16 protein-coding genes and 1 pseudogene are annotated in these 17,436 nt (G+C 71.1%); 5 read left to right on the plus strand and 12 right to left on the minus strand.

All coding sequences use genetic code 11. The features are described 5' to 3' along the window. Positions 1-138, plus strand: a pseudogene (locus tag ACVCAG_RS03260) (sugar phosphate isomerase/epimerase); the annotation flags it as partial. A 119-nt stretch (positions 139-257) separates the two neighbouring features. Here ACVCAG_RS03260 and ACVCAG_RS03265 read toward each other — a convergent pair. The 3 genes from ACVCAG_RS03265 to ACVCAG_RS03275 are packed head-to-tail and all read right to left on the minus strand — an operon-like array spanning position 258 to position 2,023. Then, a complete protein-coding gene (locus tag ACVCAG_RS03265; RefSeq protein WP_440084443.1) occupies positions 258-1,343 on the minus strand; it encodes an alcohol dehydrogenase catalytic domain-containing protein in 1,086 nt (361 codons plus the stop codon). An 11-nt stretch (positions 1,344-1,354) separates the two neighbouring features. After that, positions 1,355-1,549: a ferredoxin gene (locus ACVCAG_RS03270; RefSeq protein WP_362696938.1), complete on the minus strand. Its 195-nt coding sequence runs from the start codon at positions 1,547-1,549 to the stop codon at positions 1,355-1,357. A gap of 9 nt (positions 1,550-1,558) precedes the next feature. After that, a complete protein-coding gene (locus ACVCAG_RS03275; RefSeq protein ID WP_362696936.1) occupies positions 1,559-2,023 on the minus strand; it encodes a pyridoxamine 5'-phosphate oxidase family protein in 465 nt (154 codons plus the stop codon). A 76-nt stretch (positions 2,024-2,099) separates the two neighbouring features. Here ACVCAG_RS03275 and ACVCAG_RS03280 point away from each other — a divergent pair, with 76 nt between their 5' ends. Beyond that, on the plus strand, positions 2,100-2,747 hold the full coding sequence (locus tag ACVCAG_RS03280) for a class I SAM-dependent methyltransferase (protein ID WP_362696934.1): 648 nt from the start codon (positions 2,100-2,102) through the stop codon (positions 2,745-2,747). Here ACVCAG_RS03280 and ACVCAG_RS03285 read toward each other — a convergent pair. The 6 genes from ACVCAG_RS03285 to ACVCAG_RS03310 all read right to left on the minus strand — a co-directional run bounded on the left by ACVCAG_RS03285 (position 2,683) and on the right by ACVCAG_RS03310 (position 10,361). Then, positions 2,683-3,741, minus strand: a complete 1,059-nt coding sequence (locus ACVCAG_RS03285) for an enediyne biosynthesis protein UnbU (RefSeq protein ID WP_440084444.1) — start codon at positions 3,739-3,741, stop codon at positions 2,683-2,685. The two genes, ACVCAG_RS03280 and ACVCAG_RS03285, sit on opposite strands and share 65 nt — an antisense overlap. Continuing rightward, a complete protein-coding gene (locus ACVCAG_RS03290; protein ID WP_440084445.1) occupies positions 3,738-5,726 on the minus strand; it encodes a CRTAC1 family protein in 1,989 nt (662 codons plus the stop codon). Before ACVCAG_RS03290 ends, ACVCAG_RS03285 begins: the two co-directional genes overlap by 4 nt. A gap of 24 nt (positions 5,727-5,750) precedes the next feature. Beyond that, positions 5,751-6,671, minus strand: coding sequence for a DUF1702 family protein (locus tag ACVCAG_RS03295; protein ID WP_440084446.1), 921 nt, complete (start codon positions 6,669-6,671; stop codon positions 5,751-5,753). Positions 6,672-7,278: 607 nt separating this feature from the next. After that, positions 7,279-8,331: a prenyltransferase gene (locus tag ACVCAG_RS03300; protein WP_440084640.1), complete on the minus strand. Its 1,053-nt coding sequence runs from the start codon at positions 8,329-8,331 to the stop codon at positions 7,279-7,281. Positions 8,332-8,360: 29 nt separating this feature from the next. Beyond that, a complete protein-coding gene (locus ACVCAG_RS03305) occupies positions 8,361-9,074 on the minus strand; it encodes a methyltransferase domain-containing protein (RefSeq protein WP_440084447.1) in 714 nt (237 codons plus the stop codon). Positions 9,075-9,116: 42 nt separating this feature from the next. Then, positions 9,117-10,361 carry a glycosyltransferase gene (locus ACVCAG_RS03310; protein WP_440084448.1) on the minus strand — a complete coding sequence of 415 codons (1,245 nt, stop codon included), beginning with the start codon at positions 10,359-10,361 and terminating at the stop codon, positions 9,117-9,119. 296 nt (positions 10,362-10,657) lie between these two features. On the opposite strand from ACVCAG_RS03310, the gene ACVCAG_RS03315 reads away from it, so the two are divergent. Both ACVCAG_RS03315 and ACVCAG_RS03320 read left to right on the plus strand, forming a co-directional pair. Then, positions 10,658-11,686, plus strand: coding sequence for a GDP-mannose 4,6-dehydratase (locus ACVCAG_RS03315; protein WP_440084449.1), 1,029 nt, complete (start codon positions 10,658-10,660; stop codon positions 11,684-11,686). 340 nt (positions 11,687-12,026) lie between these two features. Next, positions 12,027-13,235, plus strand: coding sequence for a macrolide family glycosyltransferase (locus tag ACVCAG_RS03320; protein WP_440084450.1), 1,209 nt, complete (start codon positions 12,027-12,029; stop codon positions 13,233-13,235). Between the two features lie 225 nt (positions 13,236-13,460). On the opposite strand, the gene ACVCAG_RS03325 is transcribed toward ACVCAG_RS03320, so the two are convergent. Further along, entirely contained in the window at positions 13,461-14,153 is a 693-nt protein-coding gene (locus tag ACVCAG_RS03325) for an SDR family NAD(P)-dependent oxidoreductase (protein WP_440084451.1), read from the minus strand. A 139-nt stretch (positions 14,154-14,292) separates the two neighbouring features. On the opposite strand from ACVCAG_RS03325, the gene ACVCAG_RS03330 reads away from it, so the two are divergent. Next, on the plus strand, positions 14,293-15,177 hold the full coding sequence (locus ACVCAG_RS03330; RefSeq protein WP_440084452.1) for an MmyB family transcriptional regulator: 885 nt from the start codon (positions 14,293-14,295) through the stop codon (positions 15,175-15,177). Positions 15,178-15,289: 112 nt separating this feature from the next. On the opposite strand, the gene ACVCAG_RS03335 is transcribed toward ACVCAG_RS03330, so the two are convergent. Together ACVCAG_RS03335 and ACVCAG_RS03340 are read right to left on the minus strand one after the other, a co-directional pair. After that, a complete protein-coding gene (locus tag ACVCAG_RS03335; protein ID WP_440084453.1) occupies positions 15,290-15,742 on the minus strand; it encodes a DNA-binding protein in 453 nt (150 codons plus the stop codon). A gap of 290 nt (positions 15,743-16,032) precedes the next feature. After that, the gene (locus ACVCAG_RS03340) at positions 16,033-17,238 is read right to left on the minus strand and encodes a cytochrome P450 (protein ID WP_440084454.1); all 1,206 of its coding nucleotides are present in this window, start codon (positions 17,236-17,238) and stop codon (positions 16,033-16,035) included. Positions 17,239-17,436: the final 198 nt, after the last annotated feature.

The following is a 17,436-nucleotide window of genomic DNA, read 5'->3' on the forward strand; positions in this document are numbered from 1 at the left end:
GGACCCATCTCCATCGAGTGGGAGGACGCCGGCATGGACCGCCTCGACGGCGCCCCCGACGCGCTGGCCGTCATCCGCAAGCTCAACGCCATCACCCCGCCCACCACCGCCTTCGACGCCGCCTTCTCCTCGGACTGAACCCCCGGCCGAAGGCTGAGACGCGCACGGTGAACCACGGTGAACACGGCCGGGCCACCGGTCCGCCCCGCTCAGGCGGGCGGCCCGGTGACCCGGCCGAGGGTCGGACCGGACGTGCCTCAGTCCATGACGACGATCTGGCGCAGCACCTCGCCGCCCCTGAGCGCCGCCACCGCGTCGTTGAGGTCGGCCAGCTTGATACGAGAGCTGATCATGCTCTCCAGGTCGAGCTTGCCCGCCTTGTAGAGCCCCGCGAAGAACGGGAAGTCGCGCCGGACGTCCGAGCCGCCGTACAGCGAGCTGAGGATGTTCTTGCCCTCGAACAGCAGGCTGAAGGCGCTCAGCGGGACGTTGTCGTCCATCGCGCCCGCGCCCACCACGATTGTGTCGCCGCCCCGGCGGGTGGCCTGCCAGGCCGTCATGATGGCGGCGGACTTGCCGACGGCCTCGAAACCGTAGTCGAACCCGGCGCCGCCGGTGAGCGTGCCGACCGCGTCCATGAGCTGGTCCGGGGTGATGGCGTGGGTCGCGCCGACCTTCTTGGCGAGGGCGTGCTTGGACTCCAGCGGGTCGATCGCGAGGATCGTGGTGGCGCCGGAGATGCGGGCCCCCTGGATCACCGACAGGCCGATGCCGCCCGCGCCGACCACGGCGACGGTCGAGCCCGCCCGCACCTTGGCCGTGTTCAGCGCCGCGCCCACACCGGTGGTGATCCCGCAGCCGATCAGGGCCGCCGCCTCGAACGGCACGTCGGGATCGACCTTGATCGCGCCCTGCCAGGGCACGACGACCTCCTCGGACCAGCTGCCGCACCCGGCCATGCCGAACGCCGGGGTGTCGCCGCCGTAGCGGAAGCGGGCGTTGACGAAGCTGTCCATCACGTACGTCATGCACAGGAACGGCTGGTTCACCAGGCAGTTCGCGCAGCTGCCGCATGCCGGGGTCCAGTTGAGGATGACGTGGTCGCCGGGCTGGACCGAGGTCACGTGGTCGCCGACCTCGACGACCACGCCCGCGCCCTCGTGACCGGGGATCACCGGCAGCGGCATGGGCAGCACGCCGCTGATCACCGACAGGTCCGAATGGCAGACGCCGGTGGCCCTGATCTTGATGCGGACGTCCGTGGGGCCTACCGGTGCGAGGGTGAAGTCATCGCGGATGTCGAGCTTGTCGTCGCCGACGGCATGCAGAAGCGCACCACGCATGGGGGGTCCTCCTAGTTCTCCTCAAGGGAGAGGGCGGCTTTGGGACAGGACCGGACCGCGTGCCGGACGCGGTCCATCATCTCCGGCGGCGGCTCAGGCAGCAGCAGGTGCAGCTGGTCGTCGTCGTCGAGCTCGAAGACCTCCGGGGCGAGTCCCATGCAGATCGCATTGGCCTCGCAGACCAGATAGTCGACGTTGATTTTCATACGGGCCTCCTAACCGGGAATGGCGAGCTTACGGTGATCCCAGGAGATCACTCGACTCGGCTCGACCACGAAGGCGACCCTTTTGCGGCCGGTGTAGGCCACGTACTCCGTGAGGAGTTCCTCCGCGTCGGGCATCCCGGCCATCCGTCTGGCCACGTTCATACCGACGTCGAGGATGCCCTCGGGGTCGTCGATCCTCCGCGCGACCCCGTAGACCAGGACGCCGCGCAGGTCGGAGTATTCGTCCCCGGCCTCGATCAGGCAGCTCACCCGGGCGTCGCGCTGGATGTTGAGTGTCTTCTGCGCCTTGCCGTAGGTCCAGAACGAGATCTTGCCCTCGGTCAGCCCGTAGAACATGGTCACCATGTGCGGTGTCCCGTCAGGGTTGATCGTGCCGAGTTGCAGCTTCCGTGACTCTCCGACGAAAGCCGTCACCTCGTCGTCGGACATCACGATGCGGGCGCGCTGGTTCACGGTGCAAAGTAGAACACGTTCCACAAGGTCGGGCAAGGGCATTCGGAATGTTGTTCGGTCTCGGTAGTCTGCTGCGATGAGCATCGCCACCATGCCGGCCGACCTGCTGTACGTCGCCCAGCGCGCCAAGGGTTTCATGCCACACCAGGAGGGAATCGCGCTGTTCGAGATCGCCGCCGAGTACGGCCCGCGCGGCCCGATCTGCGAGATCGGCAGTTACTGCGGGAAGTCCGCCGTCTACCTCGGGGCGGGGGCCCGGCAGGCCGGGTCCGTCGTCTTCACCGTCGACCACCACCGGGGCTCCGAGGAGATCCAGCCGGGCTGGGCCCACCACGACCCCACGCTGATGGACCTGCGCTTCGGCAAGATGGACTCGCTGCCCACGTTCCGGGCCACCATCGCCTCCGCCGGTCTGGAGGACGAGGTCGTCGCGATCGTCGGCAGGTCCGAGCGCGTCGCCGCGCTGTGGAACACCCCGCTGGCGATGCTCTTCATCGACGGCGGCCACTCCGAGGATCCGGTGACCAAGGACTACGAGGGGTGGGCGCCGCACGTCATGCCGGGTGGTGCCCTGGTCTTCCACGACATCTACCCGGACCCGGCCAAGGGCGGGCAGGCTCCCTACCGCGTCTACCAGCGGGTGCTCGCCTCCGGCGCGTTCAAGGAGGTCCGGCAGGAGGGCTCGCTGCGGGTGCTCGAACGGGTCGGTCCCGGTATCGGCTGAGCTCCCCGGACGACCCGCCCGCCACCGGACCGCCGGCGCCGGGCGGGTGGAGGCGGTCGTGAAGGGCCGTCCGGAGACTCCGGCCCGCACCGACGACCACCGGGGCGAGGAACAGCCCGAAGACGACGTGGAACTGGACGAGCAGCCCGTAGACCGCCGCGGTGGCCAGGCCGAACGCGACCTGGTCGCGCGGCCTGGCCGGGGACGTGGCAGGGTCGATGATCATGTATCCGGTGTAGAGGGCGAAGGCCGTCCCGGTCATCGGCAGCAGGGCGCCGACCGCCGACACGTCGGTCAGCCCTCCCCTGACCAGCGCCTGCAGGGCGAACCCGCCGACCCAGCCGATGACCAGCGGCAGCCTCCCCGCGAGCCTGGCGTTCACCGCCGTTCCCCAGACCAGCACGGCCAGCGGCACGACCAGGTCGAACGGCCCCGAGACCCACGCGGTGAACTGGTACGCCGGAGCGAGCCCGACCCACGGGAACAGCAGCAGCACGGCGACGACCCCGAAGGCCGCCGGGTTCAGGAACGGCCTGCCCGGCGCGTCCTCGGCGGTCCGCCCCGCCCCGCCGGCCTCTCTCGCCGTCTCCGGCGTCTCACGCGCCTTCGGGACCCGCGGCGCCTGTGGTGCCGGTGGCGCCGTCACGCGGAAGACGTACGTGCCGCCGACGCCGACGAGGACGGCCAGCGCGACCGGCATCAGGTGCCCGTTGCCGTACAGCAGCATCGCGCAGAGCAGGCCGCAGACGTAGGAGGGCAGGAAGAAGCCGGCGACCCGGGCGCGGGGCACCCCGAGGTAGCGGGCCGGGCGCCGCCGCGACCACGCCTCCACGGTCTCCAGCGCGAACTCGGCGGTCACGCCGGTGAGCACGCCGACCACCGGTGCCAGGCAGGACTGCTCGAACCCGAGCACGGTGTGCCCGAGCACGGTGATCAGGGTGAGGGACTCCGCCAGCCTCCGGAACGCCTCGTCCCGCCTCCGGTCGGCGTTCACGGCCGCCGGACCTCCGCGGCGCGGCCGCCGGCCAGCAGGATCCGGTGCCAGCCGGGCTCCAGGGACAGCGACGCGGTACGGGCGCCGCCGCAGGCGTCCCTCCAGGAGATCTCGACGGGGACGGTGGCGCCCGGCAGGTCGTCGCCCAGGCCGAACAGCAGCTCGGGCGCGGAGACGCCGTTGTGGCCGTTGGCGGGGTAGAGCTGCCTGCTGCGCGTGACCCCGCCGGGCAGGCGCACCGTGGCGACGGCTCCGATGGCGGGCCGTGTCGGCCCGGGTCGCGCCCGCCCCGTGGGCGTCCACGCGAGGGGTGTCGCGGTGGCCGTGCCGCAGGCGCCCGCGGGGAGGCGGAGCCGCAGGCCCACGAACGGGGCCGTCGGGCCGTGGTTGCGGTAGAGCACCGACGCGGACCACTGGTTGGCGACCGCGAAGTCCAGCCGCCCGTCGTCGTCGACGTCGCCCACGGCGAACGCCCGGCTGACCGTGTCGCCGTCGCCGTCGTCACTGTCGTCGCCGCTGACACCGGCCCGCCGCGCCACGTCCACGTAGCGGCCGTCCGGGCCCCTGGTGAAGAAGGTGTTGGTGTCGCGGCCCGACAGGTCGTCCCCGGCCCGCAGGTCCGGCCACAGCGAGGGGCGGGAGAAGAACAGGTCGTTGGCCGAGGCCGCCTCCCGCAGCCGCGCCCACCGGTCGGCCTCGCCCCTGACGAACCCGGTCGCGTGCATGATCTCGTCGATGCCGTCGTTGTCGAAGTCGGCGGCCTTGACGTCCCAGGACCAGCCGCTGCGGCTCAGCCCCAGTTCCTCGCCGAGGTCGTCGTACGGCGCGTGACCCTCGTGGAGCCCGCCGGGTCGTGAGACGAAGGCGAAGTTGCTCTCGTGCGACGCGTGGTTCCCGGTGAGGTTGCTCACCAGGATGTCCGGCCTGCCGTCGGCGTTGAGGTCGGTGAAGGCCACCCCCATCCCCGTGAACGAGTCGCGGCCGAGGACCCGGGAGTGCGGGGTCGTCAGGTGCCGGGTGCCCCGGGCCTCGGTGAACCGGATCCTGCCGGGCGCAGACTCGTTGACCAGCAGGTGGTCGGGGCCGAAGTCGTTGGCCACGTACAGTTCGGGCCGCCCGTCGCCGTCCAGGTCCTGGGCGCCCAGCGCGAGGGTCCAGCCCCCGCCCCCCGCACCGCCCTCGACCTCGTCGAACACCCCCTCGGCCTCGGTGAACACCGCGGGTCCCGTCGCCCGGTAGAGCCGGTCGCCGCCCCCGTTGGCGGCGGCGGACAGCGAGTCGGGCATCACGGCGTCGCCGTGGTCGGCGCCGCCGCCCAGCACCCTGACGCCGTCGGGGAAGTAGTTGCCGAAGACCAGGTCGAGGCGGCCGTCCCCGTCGAAGTCACCGGCCGTGGCGGCGCTGGTGTTCCAGATCTCCGGTTCGCCGGTCAGCGCGCGGTGGCGGAAGGCCGCGCCGGACGGGGGCGCCCCGGGCACGCGCAGGAACAGGGAGGGGGAGCGGCCCCAGTAGTAGACGACCAGGTCCTCCCAGCCGTCCTGGTCGAGGTCGGCGGGCAGGCACCCGGTCGGCGCCTCGTGCCGCCCGCGCTGCGGGGGTACCAGCGTGAACGGCCGGTAGCCGCGGGAGGTCCCCGGCGCCGGCCTGACGGTCACCGTGTCGCGGCGGGGGTCGACCAGGCACAGGTCGTCGGCGACGACCTCGTCGTCCACGTCGAACAGGGCCACCCCGGCACCCAGCGACGACACCCGGCTTTGGAGGTTCGCGTACCCCGGCGCGACCGGCCGCAGGACGCGGTCACCGGGCTCCGCGGGCGGGCCCAGCCGCCTCGCGTGGAAGGAGAAGCCGGCGGACGCCTCCACGGCCGAGGCGTCCGGCAGGGCGGTCAGCCTCCACCCGGCGGTCGCGGCCACCAGGGCCAGGACTCCCGCCGCGTACCTGCGAACCCCCGGCACCGTTCCCACCGCCCTCCGAATCGTGGTCATGCGTGGTCGTAGGTGTCATGAGTGTCATGAGTCGCGGTCGCGCCGTGCCCAGGCCTTCCTGACCCCCGCCCGCCAGGCCTGGTAGTGGTCGTCGCTGTGCGCGTTGTGGCCCAGCGCGACGAGCGCGGTGTCGGTCCAGCCCGCCGCCTCGTCCACCTCGGCCCCGCACAGCACGGGGGCGGCGGCGACGGTGTGCTCGGGGACGACGGCCGAGATCAGCCGGGCGGCGCAGGCGAAGGCGCAGCCCTGGGCGAGGTGGGCGCGGAAGCCGTCCTCGGCCGCGGCCGAGGCCAGCCGTCCCAGGTCCGCGGTGCTCGCGCCCCCGGTGTACGTGGCGGCCAGGCCCACCCCGCTCCACAGGTCGGCGCGGCGTCCCGCGGGGAACTCGGTGACGCGCAGCACGACGTCGCCCGCCCCCGCGCACTCGTGGAACCAGAGCATCCGCCCCAGCCCCTGGTCGAAGATCGCCCGCCGCGTCCGGTCCATCAGCCCGGCCGTGCGCTGGCGTCCCACCGTCCGGTCGGAGGAGAAGAAACCCTGGTGGAAGCCGAAGCCGTCGTGGGCCAGCCAGCGCAGCAGCGGATGCACCGAGTGGACGCCCCACATCGGCCGCAGCCGCATGCGGGCGTACGCCCGGCCGGTGCCCATGTGGATGAGGTGCGGGTGGCGCAGGCCCTGCCCGCTCAGCAGCTCCCTGAGCCGGCGCCCGCCGGTGAGGGTGAGCACGTCGAGGGTGGCGCAGGCCATGCCCGCGCCCTCGTACGCGAAGCCGCGCAGGTCCTCGCGGAGGTCGTCGATCCGCTCGGTCTCCCCGGCGACCACCGCGTTGAAGCCGGAGACGAACGCCCCGCCCGCGCCCTCCAGGAGCTCGCGCGCCGGCCCCAGCCGGAACCGCCGCACCCCGAACCCCATCCGGGCCGGGTCCTGCCACAGCAGCCGGGCCATGCCCTTCGGCCTGACCGGGGTGAGGGACTCCCGGGGCTCCGGAGGCGGGGACGGATCCGGCGCTTCCGGCGGATCCGAGGACTCGGGCGGGTTCTTCGAGGCTTCGGGCGGGTGCGGGGGCTCGAAAGGACGCGGGGGTTCGCGGTGGGACGGAGGGGAGGCCGGGGAGTCCTGAAGGTCCTGAAGGTCCGGGAGGGCGGGAGGAGTCGGCGCTTCCGGCGCTTCCGGCGGGGGTGGGAGGTCGGCGGGATCGGGAGGACCCGAAGTGTCCGGCGTGCCGGGAGGCGTCGGGAGGTCCGGAGTGTGGGAGGGCGCCGGGAGGTCCGGCGGGTCGACGGCCTCGGTGCCGGTTCTCGCGTCGGACGTCTCCGCGTCGTCGCTCTGAGCCACCGTCCGAGTGCCCTCCGCGTTACTCACGGACCCGAACGTAGTGAGCCGCCTCCGGCCCTTCAAGCACCGCGTTTCTGATTCCGTGCAAAGAAAACGCCGCAGGCCCGGCCGGGAGTCCCCGCCGGGCCCGCCGACCGGGGCTCCGCGCCACCTCCCCGCGGCCGGGGTCGATGCCGGGGTCGTGGACGGGTCGTGACGGGAGGTGCGGGACCGGGGGTCAGCCCCTGGAACGGGCGTGGCTGCAGCCGCAGGCGGCGGTGGGCCGGTCGGTCACGTACGCGCCCGCGTCGCGGAAGATGCCCGAGGCGGGGGTGTGCCCGGCCAGCGCGTCGGCGGCGAGCACGACCGCGGCCGCGGTGTAGGCCGAGCGCTCGTGCGGGAAGTGCTTCTCGTTCACGAACTGCCAGCCGGTCCAGTACGAGCCGTCCTCGTGCCGCAGGTGCTGCATGTCCGAGAAGAGCTTCGACGCCCGCTCCCGGTCGCCCAGGGCGTCGAGGGCCAGCACCAGCTCGCACGTCTCGGCGCCGGTCACCCACGGCTGGTCGGAGACGCAGCGGATGCCGAGGTCCGGTTCCACGAACGTGTCCCACTCCTCGGCCAGCCGCGCCTCCGCGGCCGGGCCGCGTACCGCGCCGCCCAGGATCGGGTAGTACCAGTCCATCGAGAAGCGGCTCTTGTCGGCGAACGCCTCGGGGTGGGCGGCCAGCACGTGGCCGAGCTGGTCGGCGGCGAGCTCCCAGTCGGGTTGCGGATCGCCCAGGTGCTCGCCGAGCAGCACGCCGCAGCGCAGGCCCTGGTGGATGGAGGCGCAGCCGGTCAGCAGGGCGTATTCGGCGGGCCTGCCGTCGGCCGCGCGCTCCCAGACGATCTCACCCCGGGTGGTCTGCAGGCCGACCACGAAGTCCAGCGCCGCCCGGACGACCGGCCACATCCGCCGCGCGAATTCCTCGTCCCCGGTCACCAGCAGCTCGTGCCGGACGCCGACCGCGACGTACGCGGCGTGGTTGGACTCCCCGCCCTGTTCGACGGCCTCGCCGCCGACCAGCTTCATCGGCCAGGAACCGTCGGCCCGCTGCGTGCGGGCCAGCCAGTCGTACCCCCGGCGAACCGGGTCGGTGAGTCCCGCCACGCTCATCGCCATCAGGCACTCGACGTGGTTCCAGGCGTCCACGTGCCCCTCGGGCCACGGGACGCCGCCGTCGGGCTCCTGCACCGCCGCGATGCTCCACGCGGTCCGGACGACCTGTTCCCACTGCATTTCCCACCCCATGGAGCCGCTCACCGCTTCTCCCTCAGAGTTCACGCAGGCTTCCGGACGTAGAGCACCACGCTCTTGCCGATGAGCGGGTTGAGCACCGCCTCGGCGATCCTGGTGGCGGCGGGACGCTTCATGATGTCCCAGACCAGCAGCTCGTGGTACGCCTTGGCGAGCGGGTGGTCGTCGTTGCCGACGCCGACCGCGCACTTGATCCACCAGTACGGCGCGTGCAGGCCGTGGGCGTGGTGGTGCGGGCCGACGGTGAAGCCCGTCGACTTGAGCTTCGCGCTCAGCTCGGCCAGCGTGTAGATGCGGACGTGCCCGCCGGGAGCGGTGTGGTACGCCTCGTCGAGTGCCCAGCAGATCCGTTCGGGCAGGAAGCTCGGCACGGTGACGGCCGCCTGGCCGCCCGGCTTGAGCACCCGGAAGATCTCGCGCATCGCGGCCATGTCGTCGGGGATGTGCTCCAGCACCTCGGCCGCGATCACCCGGTCGAAGCTGCCGTCCTCGAACGGCATGTCGAGCGCGTCGCCCGTCACGGTGTCCGCCGTCGCCTCGGGCGGCACCTCCCCGGCCTTGTCCATCGCGGCGAACATGCTCGCCACGCCCTCCAGCTCCTTGGCGTCCATGTCGAAGGCCACCACGTCGGCACCGCGCCGCAGCACCTCGAAGGCATGCCGTCCGCCGCCACAGCCCAGGTCCAGGACTCGGTTCCCCGGTCCCACGGGCAGCCGGTCGAAGTCGACAGTCAGCACTCGCCGCTCCTCTTCACAGGTGGTCTCGTTCGGGGGTGTCGCTCACGTCGCGCGGCGGGCCTGGATGGCCTCGTGGTAGGCCTCCACGGTCCGCTTGGCGACGACGTTCCAGGTGAAGCGCTCCATCACCCGGTCGTAGCCCTTCCTGCCCACCGCCGCCCGCTCCTCGGGGGAGTCGTGCAGGCGGCGCAGCACCGCGGCCAGTTCCTCGGGGTCGCCCGGCGCCACCTGCACGGCGGCGTCGCCGACGACCTCGGGCAGCGCCCCGGTACGGCTGGCGACCAGCGGGGTGCCGCAGGCCATGTGCTCGACGGCCGGGAGCGAGAAGCCCTCGTACAGGGAGGGGACGACCGAGATCTCGGAGGTGGCGATCAGCTCGCCCAGCTCGGTGTCGGAGATGCCGTGGACGAACCTGACCCGGTCCTGCAGCGCCAGCTCGGCGACGAGCTTCTCGGTCGGGCCGCCGGGGGTGGGCCTGCTGACCACGGTGAGGTTGACGTCGCGCTCGGTGGCGAGCTTCGCCACCGCCCGCAGCAGCGTCGCGACGCCCTTCATCGGGGAGTCGGCGCTGGCCACCGCGACGATGGAGCCGGGCCGCTTGGGCATCTCCGGGCGCGGGTGGAAGTAGCGGGTGTCGACGCCCAGCGGGATGAGCCGCATGTTCTTCTGCGGCACGTTGAAGTCGCGGTGGATGTCGGCGAGGGACGACTCGCTGACGGTCAGGATCGGGTTGAGCCGCGGCGCGACCTTGGCCTGCATGCGCACGAAGCCGTACCAGCGCCGCATGGGGATCTTCTTGCGCAGCGTCGCGGCCTTCAGCTCGATGCGCCGGTCCACGCTGATCGGGTGGTGGATGGTCCCGACCACCGGGAACAGCTTCTGGATGCCGAGCACGCCGTAGCCGAGGGTCTGGTTGTCCTGCACGACGTCGAAGTCGCCGACGCGCTTCTTCAGCTCGCGGTACGCCCGCAGGCTGAAGGTGAGCGGCTCGGGGAATCCGGCGGTCCACATGGTGCCGACCTCGAGCAGGTCGATCCAGTCGCGGTACTCCCGCAGTCCGGGGGTGCGGAAGGGGTCCTCGTCGCGGTACAGATCCAGGCTGGGAATCTTGGTGAGGACGACGCCCTCGTCGAGCTCCGGGTAGGGCTGGCCGGAGAAGACCTCCACGCTGTGCCCCAGGGCGACCAGCTCGCGGCTGAGATGACGCAGGTAGACGCCCTGCCCACCACAGGTCGGCTTGCTGCGGTACGACAGCAGCGCGACGCGCAGTGATTCAGCACCCGGCACGGCAACCCCCTTCTCAACCTGTCCGAAAAGGGGACAGGTACCGTGAAAGATGACCTTAGTCCTCGGACCCTACCATTCATGGGCTCTGTTCTACTTGATGTGGAATTGTTCCTAGATCGTGCTTCACAGGGTGCGAACTGGGAAGTTAGCCTTACCGAGCGTGATTCGGTGTAACGCGTTCTAGGTGTGCTGTGCCGTGGGGTGCTGGTGCCCGCCGGGGGGTGTGCGGGTACATTCGCCATCAAACGGCACAAGACCAGGCATAGGTCGCCGCCCCCGCAAGCGAGGAGGACGCGTTGGCCAGGCGCGCGCTGATCACCGGTATCACCGGGCAGGACGGTTCCTATCTGGCCGAGTGCCTGCTCAGTCAGGGCTACGAGGTCTCCGGCCTCGCCCGAGGGCAGGCCAACCCCCGCGTGTCACGGCTTCGCAAGCTTCTCCAGGACGTCCAGCTCGTCCGGGGTGACCTGCTCGACCAGGGCTCGCTGATCTCCGCCGTCGAGAAGGTCCAGCCCGACGAGGTCTACAACCTGGGCGCCATCTCCTTCGTCCCCATGTCGTGGGAGCAGGCCGAGCTCACCGCGGAGGTGACCGGCATGGGCGTGCTGCGCATGCTCGAGGCCATCCGGGTCTGCTCGGGCATCTCCTCCTCGCGCACGGCGGCGGGCTCGGGCCAGATCCGGTTCTACCAGGCCTCCTCCTCGGAGATGTTCGGCCAGGTCCGCGAGACCCCGCAGACCGAGATCACCCCCTTTCACCCCCGCTCGCCGTACGGGGTGGCCAAGGCGTACGGGCACTTCCTGACGCAGAACTACCGCGAGTCCTACGGCATGTACGCGGTGTCGGGGATCCTGTTCAACCACGAGTCCCCGCGCCGGGGAGCCGAGTTCGTCACCAGGAAGGTGACGCTCGGCGTGGCCAGGATCAAGCTCGGCCTCGCCTCCGAGCTGCGCCTGGGCAACATGGAGGCGCGGCGCGACTGGGGGTTCGCCGGAGACTACGTCCGCGCGATGCACCTGATGCTCCAGGCGGACACGCCGGAGGACTACGTGATCGGCACCGGCCGCACCCACACCGTCCGCGACCTCGTGGAGGCCGCCTTCACCGCCGCCGGGCTCGACTGGGAGCGGTACGTGGTCACCGACCAGAACCTGCACCGTCCGGCGGAGGTCGACCTGCTGTGCGCCGACCCGAAGAAGGCCCGCGTCCAGCTCGGCTGGGAGCCCACGGTCACCTTCGAGGAACTCGTGGCGATGATGGTCGAGTCGGACGTCAAGCTGCTCTCCGAGGGCGGCGACCCCGACCAGGACTCCTCCTGGCCCTGAGCCTCCCGTCCCCGAGCCTCCTGTCCCCGGGCCTCCCGTTCCCGGGGCCTTTTTCCGTCCGTGGGCTCGCCCGGAGCGGCCCCGCCCCCGCCCCGGCCCGGAGTCGCCCCGGCGCCGGGACGGCTCCGGGTGACCTCGAAGCGGTGTCGAAGGGGCCCTTAAGCGGTCCCGAAGTGGCCCGGCCTGACCCGCCCGGCCTGACCCGGCGGGCTCTCGCCCGCTAGGCGAGCCGGAACGTCTCGTCTTGACATCGTGCACGGCAGGGGTGATGCTGTACCCATCGACGAGACGGAACGTATCGTTTCTCGCGATACCCCGAAGATCCGACAGAGGAGAAACCATGCCCCGACGTGCGCACATCGCGATGGTCAGCATCCCCGCGCCGGGCCACGTGAACCCGAGCATCGAGGTGATCAGGGAGCTGGTGGCGCGCGGGCACCGGGTGACCTACGCCAACGACCCCTCCTTCGCCGAGGTGATCACCGGCGCCGGCGCCGAGTTCGTCCCGTACACCTCGACCCTGCCCATGGGCGACACCGCCGAGTGGCCGGAGGACCCGATCGCCCAGCTCGACGTCTTCCTCGACGACGCGATCTCGATGCTGCCGCAGCTCCGCGCCGCGTACGAGAACGACCGGCCCGACCTGTTCCTCTACGACATCGGGGGCTACACCGCCCGGGTGCTCGCGGAGAACTGGGACATCCCCCTGATGCAGCTCTCGCCGACCTACGTGGGCTGGGAGGGCTACCGGGAGGACATGGCGCCGATGCTCGAGGAGCTGAGGAGGGCTCCGGGCGGGGCCGAGCACTACCGGCGGTTCGAGGAGTGGCTGCGCGACAACGGCATCCACGGCATCGACTCCGATGACTTCGGGGGCCGCCCGCCACGGGCACTGGCGCTCATCCCGAAGGTCATGCAGCCCAACGCCGACCGGGTCGATCCCGCCCGGATCACCTTCACCGGACCCTGCTTCGCCACCCGCTCCCACCAGGAACCCTGGGTCCGCCCCGAGGGCGCGGAGAAGGTGCTGCTCGTCTCCCTGGGGTCGGCCTTCACCAACCTGCCGGGCTTCTACCGCTCCTGCCTGGCGGCCTTCGGCGACCTGCCCGGCTGGCACGTCGTCCTCCAGGTCGGAAAGTTCGTGGACCGGGCGGAACTCGGGGTGATCCCCGCCAACGTCGAGGTGCACCCCTGGGTGTCGCAGCTCTCGATCCTGGAGCAGGCCGACGCGTTCGTCACCCACGCGGGCATGGGCGGCACCCAGGAGGGCCTGTACTGCGGCGTCCCGATGATCGCCGTCCCGCAGGCCGCCGACCAGTTCGGCAACGCCGACAGGCTCGTGGAGCTCGGGGTCGGCCGCCGGATCGACACCGAGGAGGCCACCCCCGAGGCGCTGCGCGCCGCCCTGCTCGACCTCACCTCCGACCCGGAGGTGGCGGCGCGGCTGGCGAAGCTCCAGGACGAGGTCCGGGGCGAGGGCGGCACCGTCCGCGCGGCCGACCTGATCGAGGAACTGCTCCGGCGTCGAGGGGAGGTTCGCCCTTCCTGAGGCGCAGGCCGGGCGGGCGACGCCCGGCCCACCGCCGGCACGCTCCGCGAGCGGGTTCATCGGACGGGCGCCGATCCGGCACGGCCTGCCCCGGTTTCCTTCGGCTTCGGCAGCGGCTTCGGCAGTGGCTCCGGCACGGCCCAGACCTCTTCCGAGGTCTTACGACGCGTCACCCATCCGGACTCGCCGGCGAACACCCCGAACCCCTCGATCGTTCCTGCGCGCTCACCAGCGCAGTTCCCCGGCCTCGTCCTGGAACCTTCCTGTCGGGCCGTCCGCGGCGAGAGTCGCCAGACGCACGACGGTTCTGGCGCTCTCTTCCGGTGATCTTCCACCTTCGAAAGGCAGGCCGGCGGTCATGTCGGTGGCGGTGAAGCCCGGCTCGAGCGCGTTGAACTTGATGCCCGGCTGGGACTTGGCGTACTGGACCGTGAGCATGGTAGCCGCTGCCTTGGACGCGGAGTAAAGCGCAGCCCTCACGTGGAACTCCGGCCGGTCGGGGTTGTTCACCGCCCAGAACGACCCGGCGCTGCTCGAGACGGTGACCACGGTGGGGTTCGAGGATCTGCGCAGCAGGGGAAGCGCCGCCTCCGTGACGCGCACGATTCCCACCGCGTTGGTGTCGAAGACTCGCAGAGCCGTGGGGCCGTCGCCGGCTCCGTCCCCGAGGATGCCCGCGTTGTGCACCAGGACGTCGAGCCGGCCCTCGGCCGCATCGATCGTCGCCAGCGCGTTGTTCACCGACGCGTCGTCGGTCACATCGAGCTGCACGAATCGTGCGCCCAGCGCCGCCGCGGCCTTCTCGCCTCGCTCGACGTCACGCGCACCGAGGTAGACGACGTGCCCCAGCTCCAGAAGCTGCTTGGCTGTCTCGAAACCGATGCCCTTGTTGGCCCCGGTGATCAGTGTGACGGTCATGTCACTCCTCGCGAAATATGTGGCCCGAGCGGACCGTTGAGCACGCTATGCGGAGCTACTCGCCTCGACCAGAGCCCTCTCGAGCCTGGGGTGTGACAGGGCCCCCTCTGTGCGCCTCGCGGAGTCCTGGGCCGGCCTCATGAGCGCGACGACGAACGCCCTCGGCGCGTACCTGCGTGCCCGGCGCGAGCTGGTGACGCCTCAGCAGGCGGGCATTCCCGGCGTCGGTGTGCGGCGTGTGCCCGGGCTGCGGCGCGAGGAGGTCGCCATGCTCGCCGGCATCAGCGCCGACTACTACCTGCGGTTGGAACGGGGCCGCGATCGCAACCCGTCCGCGCAGGTGCTCGAGTCGATCGCTCGCGTGCTCCACCTCGACGACGACCACATCGCCCATCTGCGGACCCTGGTCTCGGAGGCACCCCGGCGGCGCAGACGCCGGCCGCCCAGGGAGATCCCGCCGCCCGGCGCCCTCAAGCTCCTGGACTCCCTCGTCCAGCCCGCTTTCATCGAAGGCCGGTACTTCGACATCTTGGCCTCGAACAGTCTTGCCAGGGCACTCTCTCCCGGCCTCGCCGCAGGGGGCAACCAGCTGAGGGACATGTTCCTGGATCCGGCCGAGCAGGCTCTGCACCCGGACTGGAAAGACGTCACGGAATGCCTCGTCGCGAACCTGCGGCAGTCCGTGGGCAACGACATCGACGATCCTCGCTTCATCGAGCTCACCGGAGAACTCTCACTGGCGAGTCCCCATTTCCGTCGGCTCTGGGCCCGCCACGAGGTCCGCGGGCAGCGCGGGTCGCTGATGCGGATCAACCACCCGCAGGTCGGGGAACTGACCCTCAACCGGGAACGACTGGGCATAGGCGGAACCGAGGGCCTGATGCTCGTCGTGTATCACCCGGAAGCCGGGTCCAGCGATGCGGAAAAGCTGGCTCTGCTGGCTTCCGCGGGCCTGCCGACCTCGGACGAGAACAAGAGCTCCGGCAGGCCGGCACGCGAGATGGACAGCGCCGCACTCGGGTGAACCCGGCGAGGAACGACACCATGTGGCCGCCTCTCCTCTCCCGGTGACCGGCAACGATCACCCCGGCATGCGAAGAAGGAGCACCGCGAGGCCACCGGAGAACACCGGTCGCTCAACCCGGCTTCTGGGCCGGCCGGGCGGTGGTGCGGCCCGCCAGGCGCTCGTAGCGTTGCTTGGCCGCCTGGGGGGTGGCGAGGCCGAGACCAAACGCGATCTCCTGCCAGGTGAGGTCGCGGCCCCGCGCCATGAGGAGGAGCGACGCCTCCAGCTCGTCCATTTCCGCGCGGACCCTGGGCAGGAGGGTCAGGGCGGCGGTGATGTCGGCGTGGTCCACCTCCGGCTCGCCCTCCTCGCGATGGGCGCTGCCGCTCAGGAGGAACGTCACGAGCCTGACGGCCTCGTGGGCTCCGAGGACCGTGGGGTGGACCTGCCGGAGGCGCCGGCCCTCATCGGCCGCGTGGCGCTCGGCGATGCGCGACAGGGAGGCGTACTCGCGATGCGCCCGGGTCAGGCCCGGGTCGGGAGGCGTGAAGGGGTCGGATGATCCGTCATGAGAAGCGGGCATGCGACCAGGATGAGCCGTCGAACAACTTGTTGTCAATATCTAGTGTTCAACAAAATGTTTAAAAGGTGGGGGCGTTGTCACCCCTGTGACCCGCTGGACGAGCCGGAGAGGCGGGGATCTCTCCGGCCTTTCCCCATGCCACCGACATCACCGCAGCCGCCGGCATGTCGGCACGAGAAAGGCCATGCGGGGCCGCCCGGCCCCGCATGGCCTTTCGGCGCCGTCTCCGGCGTCGTTCTCCGTGTCGCTCTCGGTGGAGTTCTCGGTGTCGTCCCCGGCGGCGCCGGACCTCAGGCGACGGAGACCGGCAGGTCCTTGATGCCGTTGATGAAGTTGGACCGCAGGCGGCGGGCCTCACCGGCCTGCTCCAGGCCGGGCAGCCGCTCGGCCAGCACCTCGAAGAGGACCCGCAGTTCCAGCTTGGCGAGATGGTTGCCCAGGCAGAAGTGGGCCCCGCCGCCGCCGAAGCCGATGTGCGGGTTGGGGTCACGACCGATGTCGAAGACGCCGGGATCGGCGAACACCTCCTCGTCCCGGTTGGCGGAGCTGTAGAAGACCACGATCTTGTCGTCCTCCTTGACCTCCTGCCCGCCGATCGTCGTGTCGGTGGTGGCCGTACGGCGGAAGAGGTTCACCGGGGAGACCCAGCGGACGATCTCGTCGGCCGCGGTGCGGGCGAGGGCGCGGTCGGCGACCAGTCGCCGCCACTGCTCGGGGTTCTCGAAGAAGGCGAGCATGCCGCCCGAGGCCGCGTTGCGGGTGGTCTCGTTGCCCGCCACCACGAGCAGCAGCACGAACAGGTCGAACTCCTCCTCGGTGAGCGTCTCCCCGGCGGCGTCGGGCATGATCAGCTTGGTGACGATGTCCTCGCGGGGCTGTGCGCGCCGCTCGGCGGCCAGGGCGTTGGCGTAGGCGTAGACCTCCATGGCCGCGTTCGTGCCCTCTTCGGGGTCGGCCGCGTAGTCGGGATCCTCGGCCCCGATCATCTGGTTGGACCAGCTGAAGATCTTGTCACGGTCCTCGACGGGGGCGCCGAGCAGCTCGCAGATCACGTACAGCGGCAGCGGGGCGGCGATGTCCCTGACGAAGTCGACCGAACCGCGTCCCTTGGCCTCGTCCACCAGCTCGTGGCAGATGTCGCGGATGTGCTGCTCCAGGGCGCCCATCATGCGCGGGGTGAAACCCCGGTTGACCAGGGAGCGCCGCCGGGTGTGGTCCGGCGGGTCCTGGTTGAGCATCATCATCCGCTGCAGGGCCATCTGGTCCTCGGGCATCTCGTTGAAGAGCGCGAGTTTCCTGCTCGAGGAGAACAGGTCGGAGCGGCGGGAGACCTGCACCACGTCGGCGTGCCTGGTGACCGCCCAGAAGCCGGGCCAGCCCCGCTCGGTGTCGCCCGGGTGCGCGTAGACCGGCGCGTTCGCCCGTAGCCAGGCCAGCTGCTCGTACGGCGCGCCGTTCCGCCAATAGAAGTCCTGGTCGACCAGATCGATATCCATCGGTCCTCCTGCGAGCCGGGTCGGCGTTCTCGTGACACGGCTCATTGTCGGTACGGCCTGGGGTGCGGTCAGCGGCGTACCCTCCCTGTTCGCTGAGAATCCATCGCGAACGTGGCGATCGCGGGACTTTCCGATGTTCCCGCCTCCCGCCCGGGGCACGCCGATCCACCAGGCGCTTGATCGGGCGTCTGGCGATTC

The sequence above is a fragment of the Streptosporangium sp. G12 genome, from assembly GCF_052983175.1.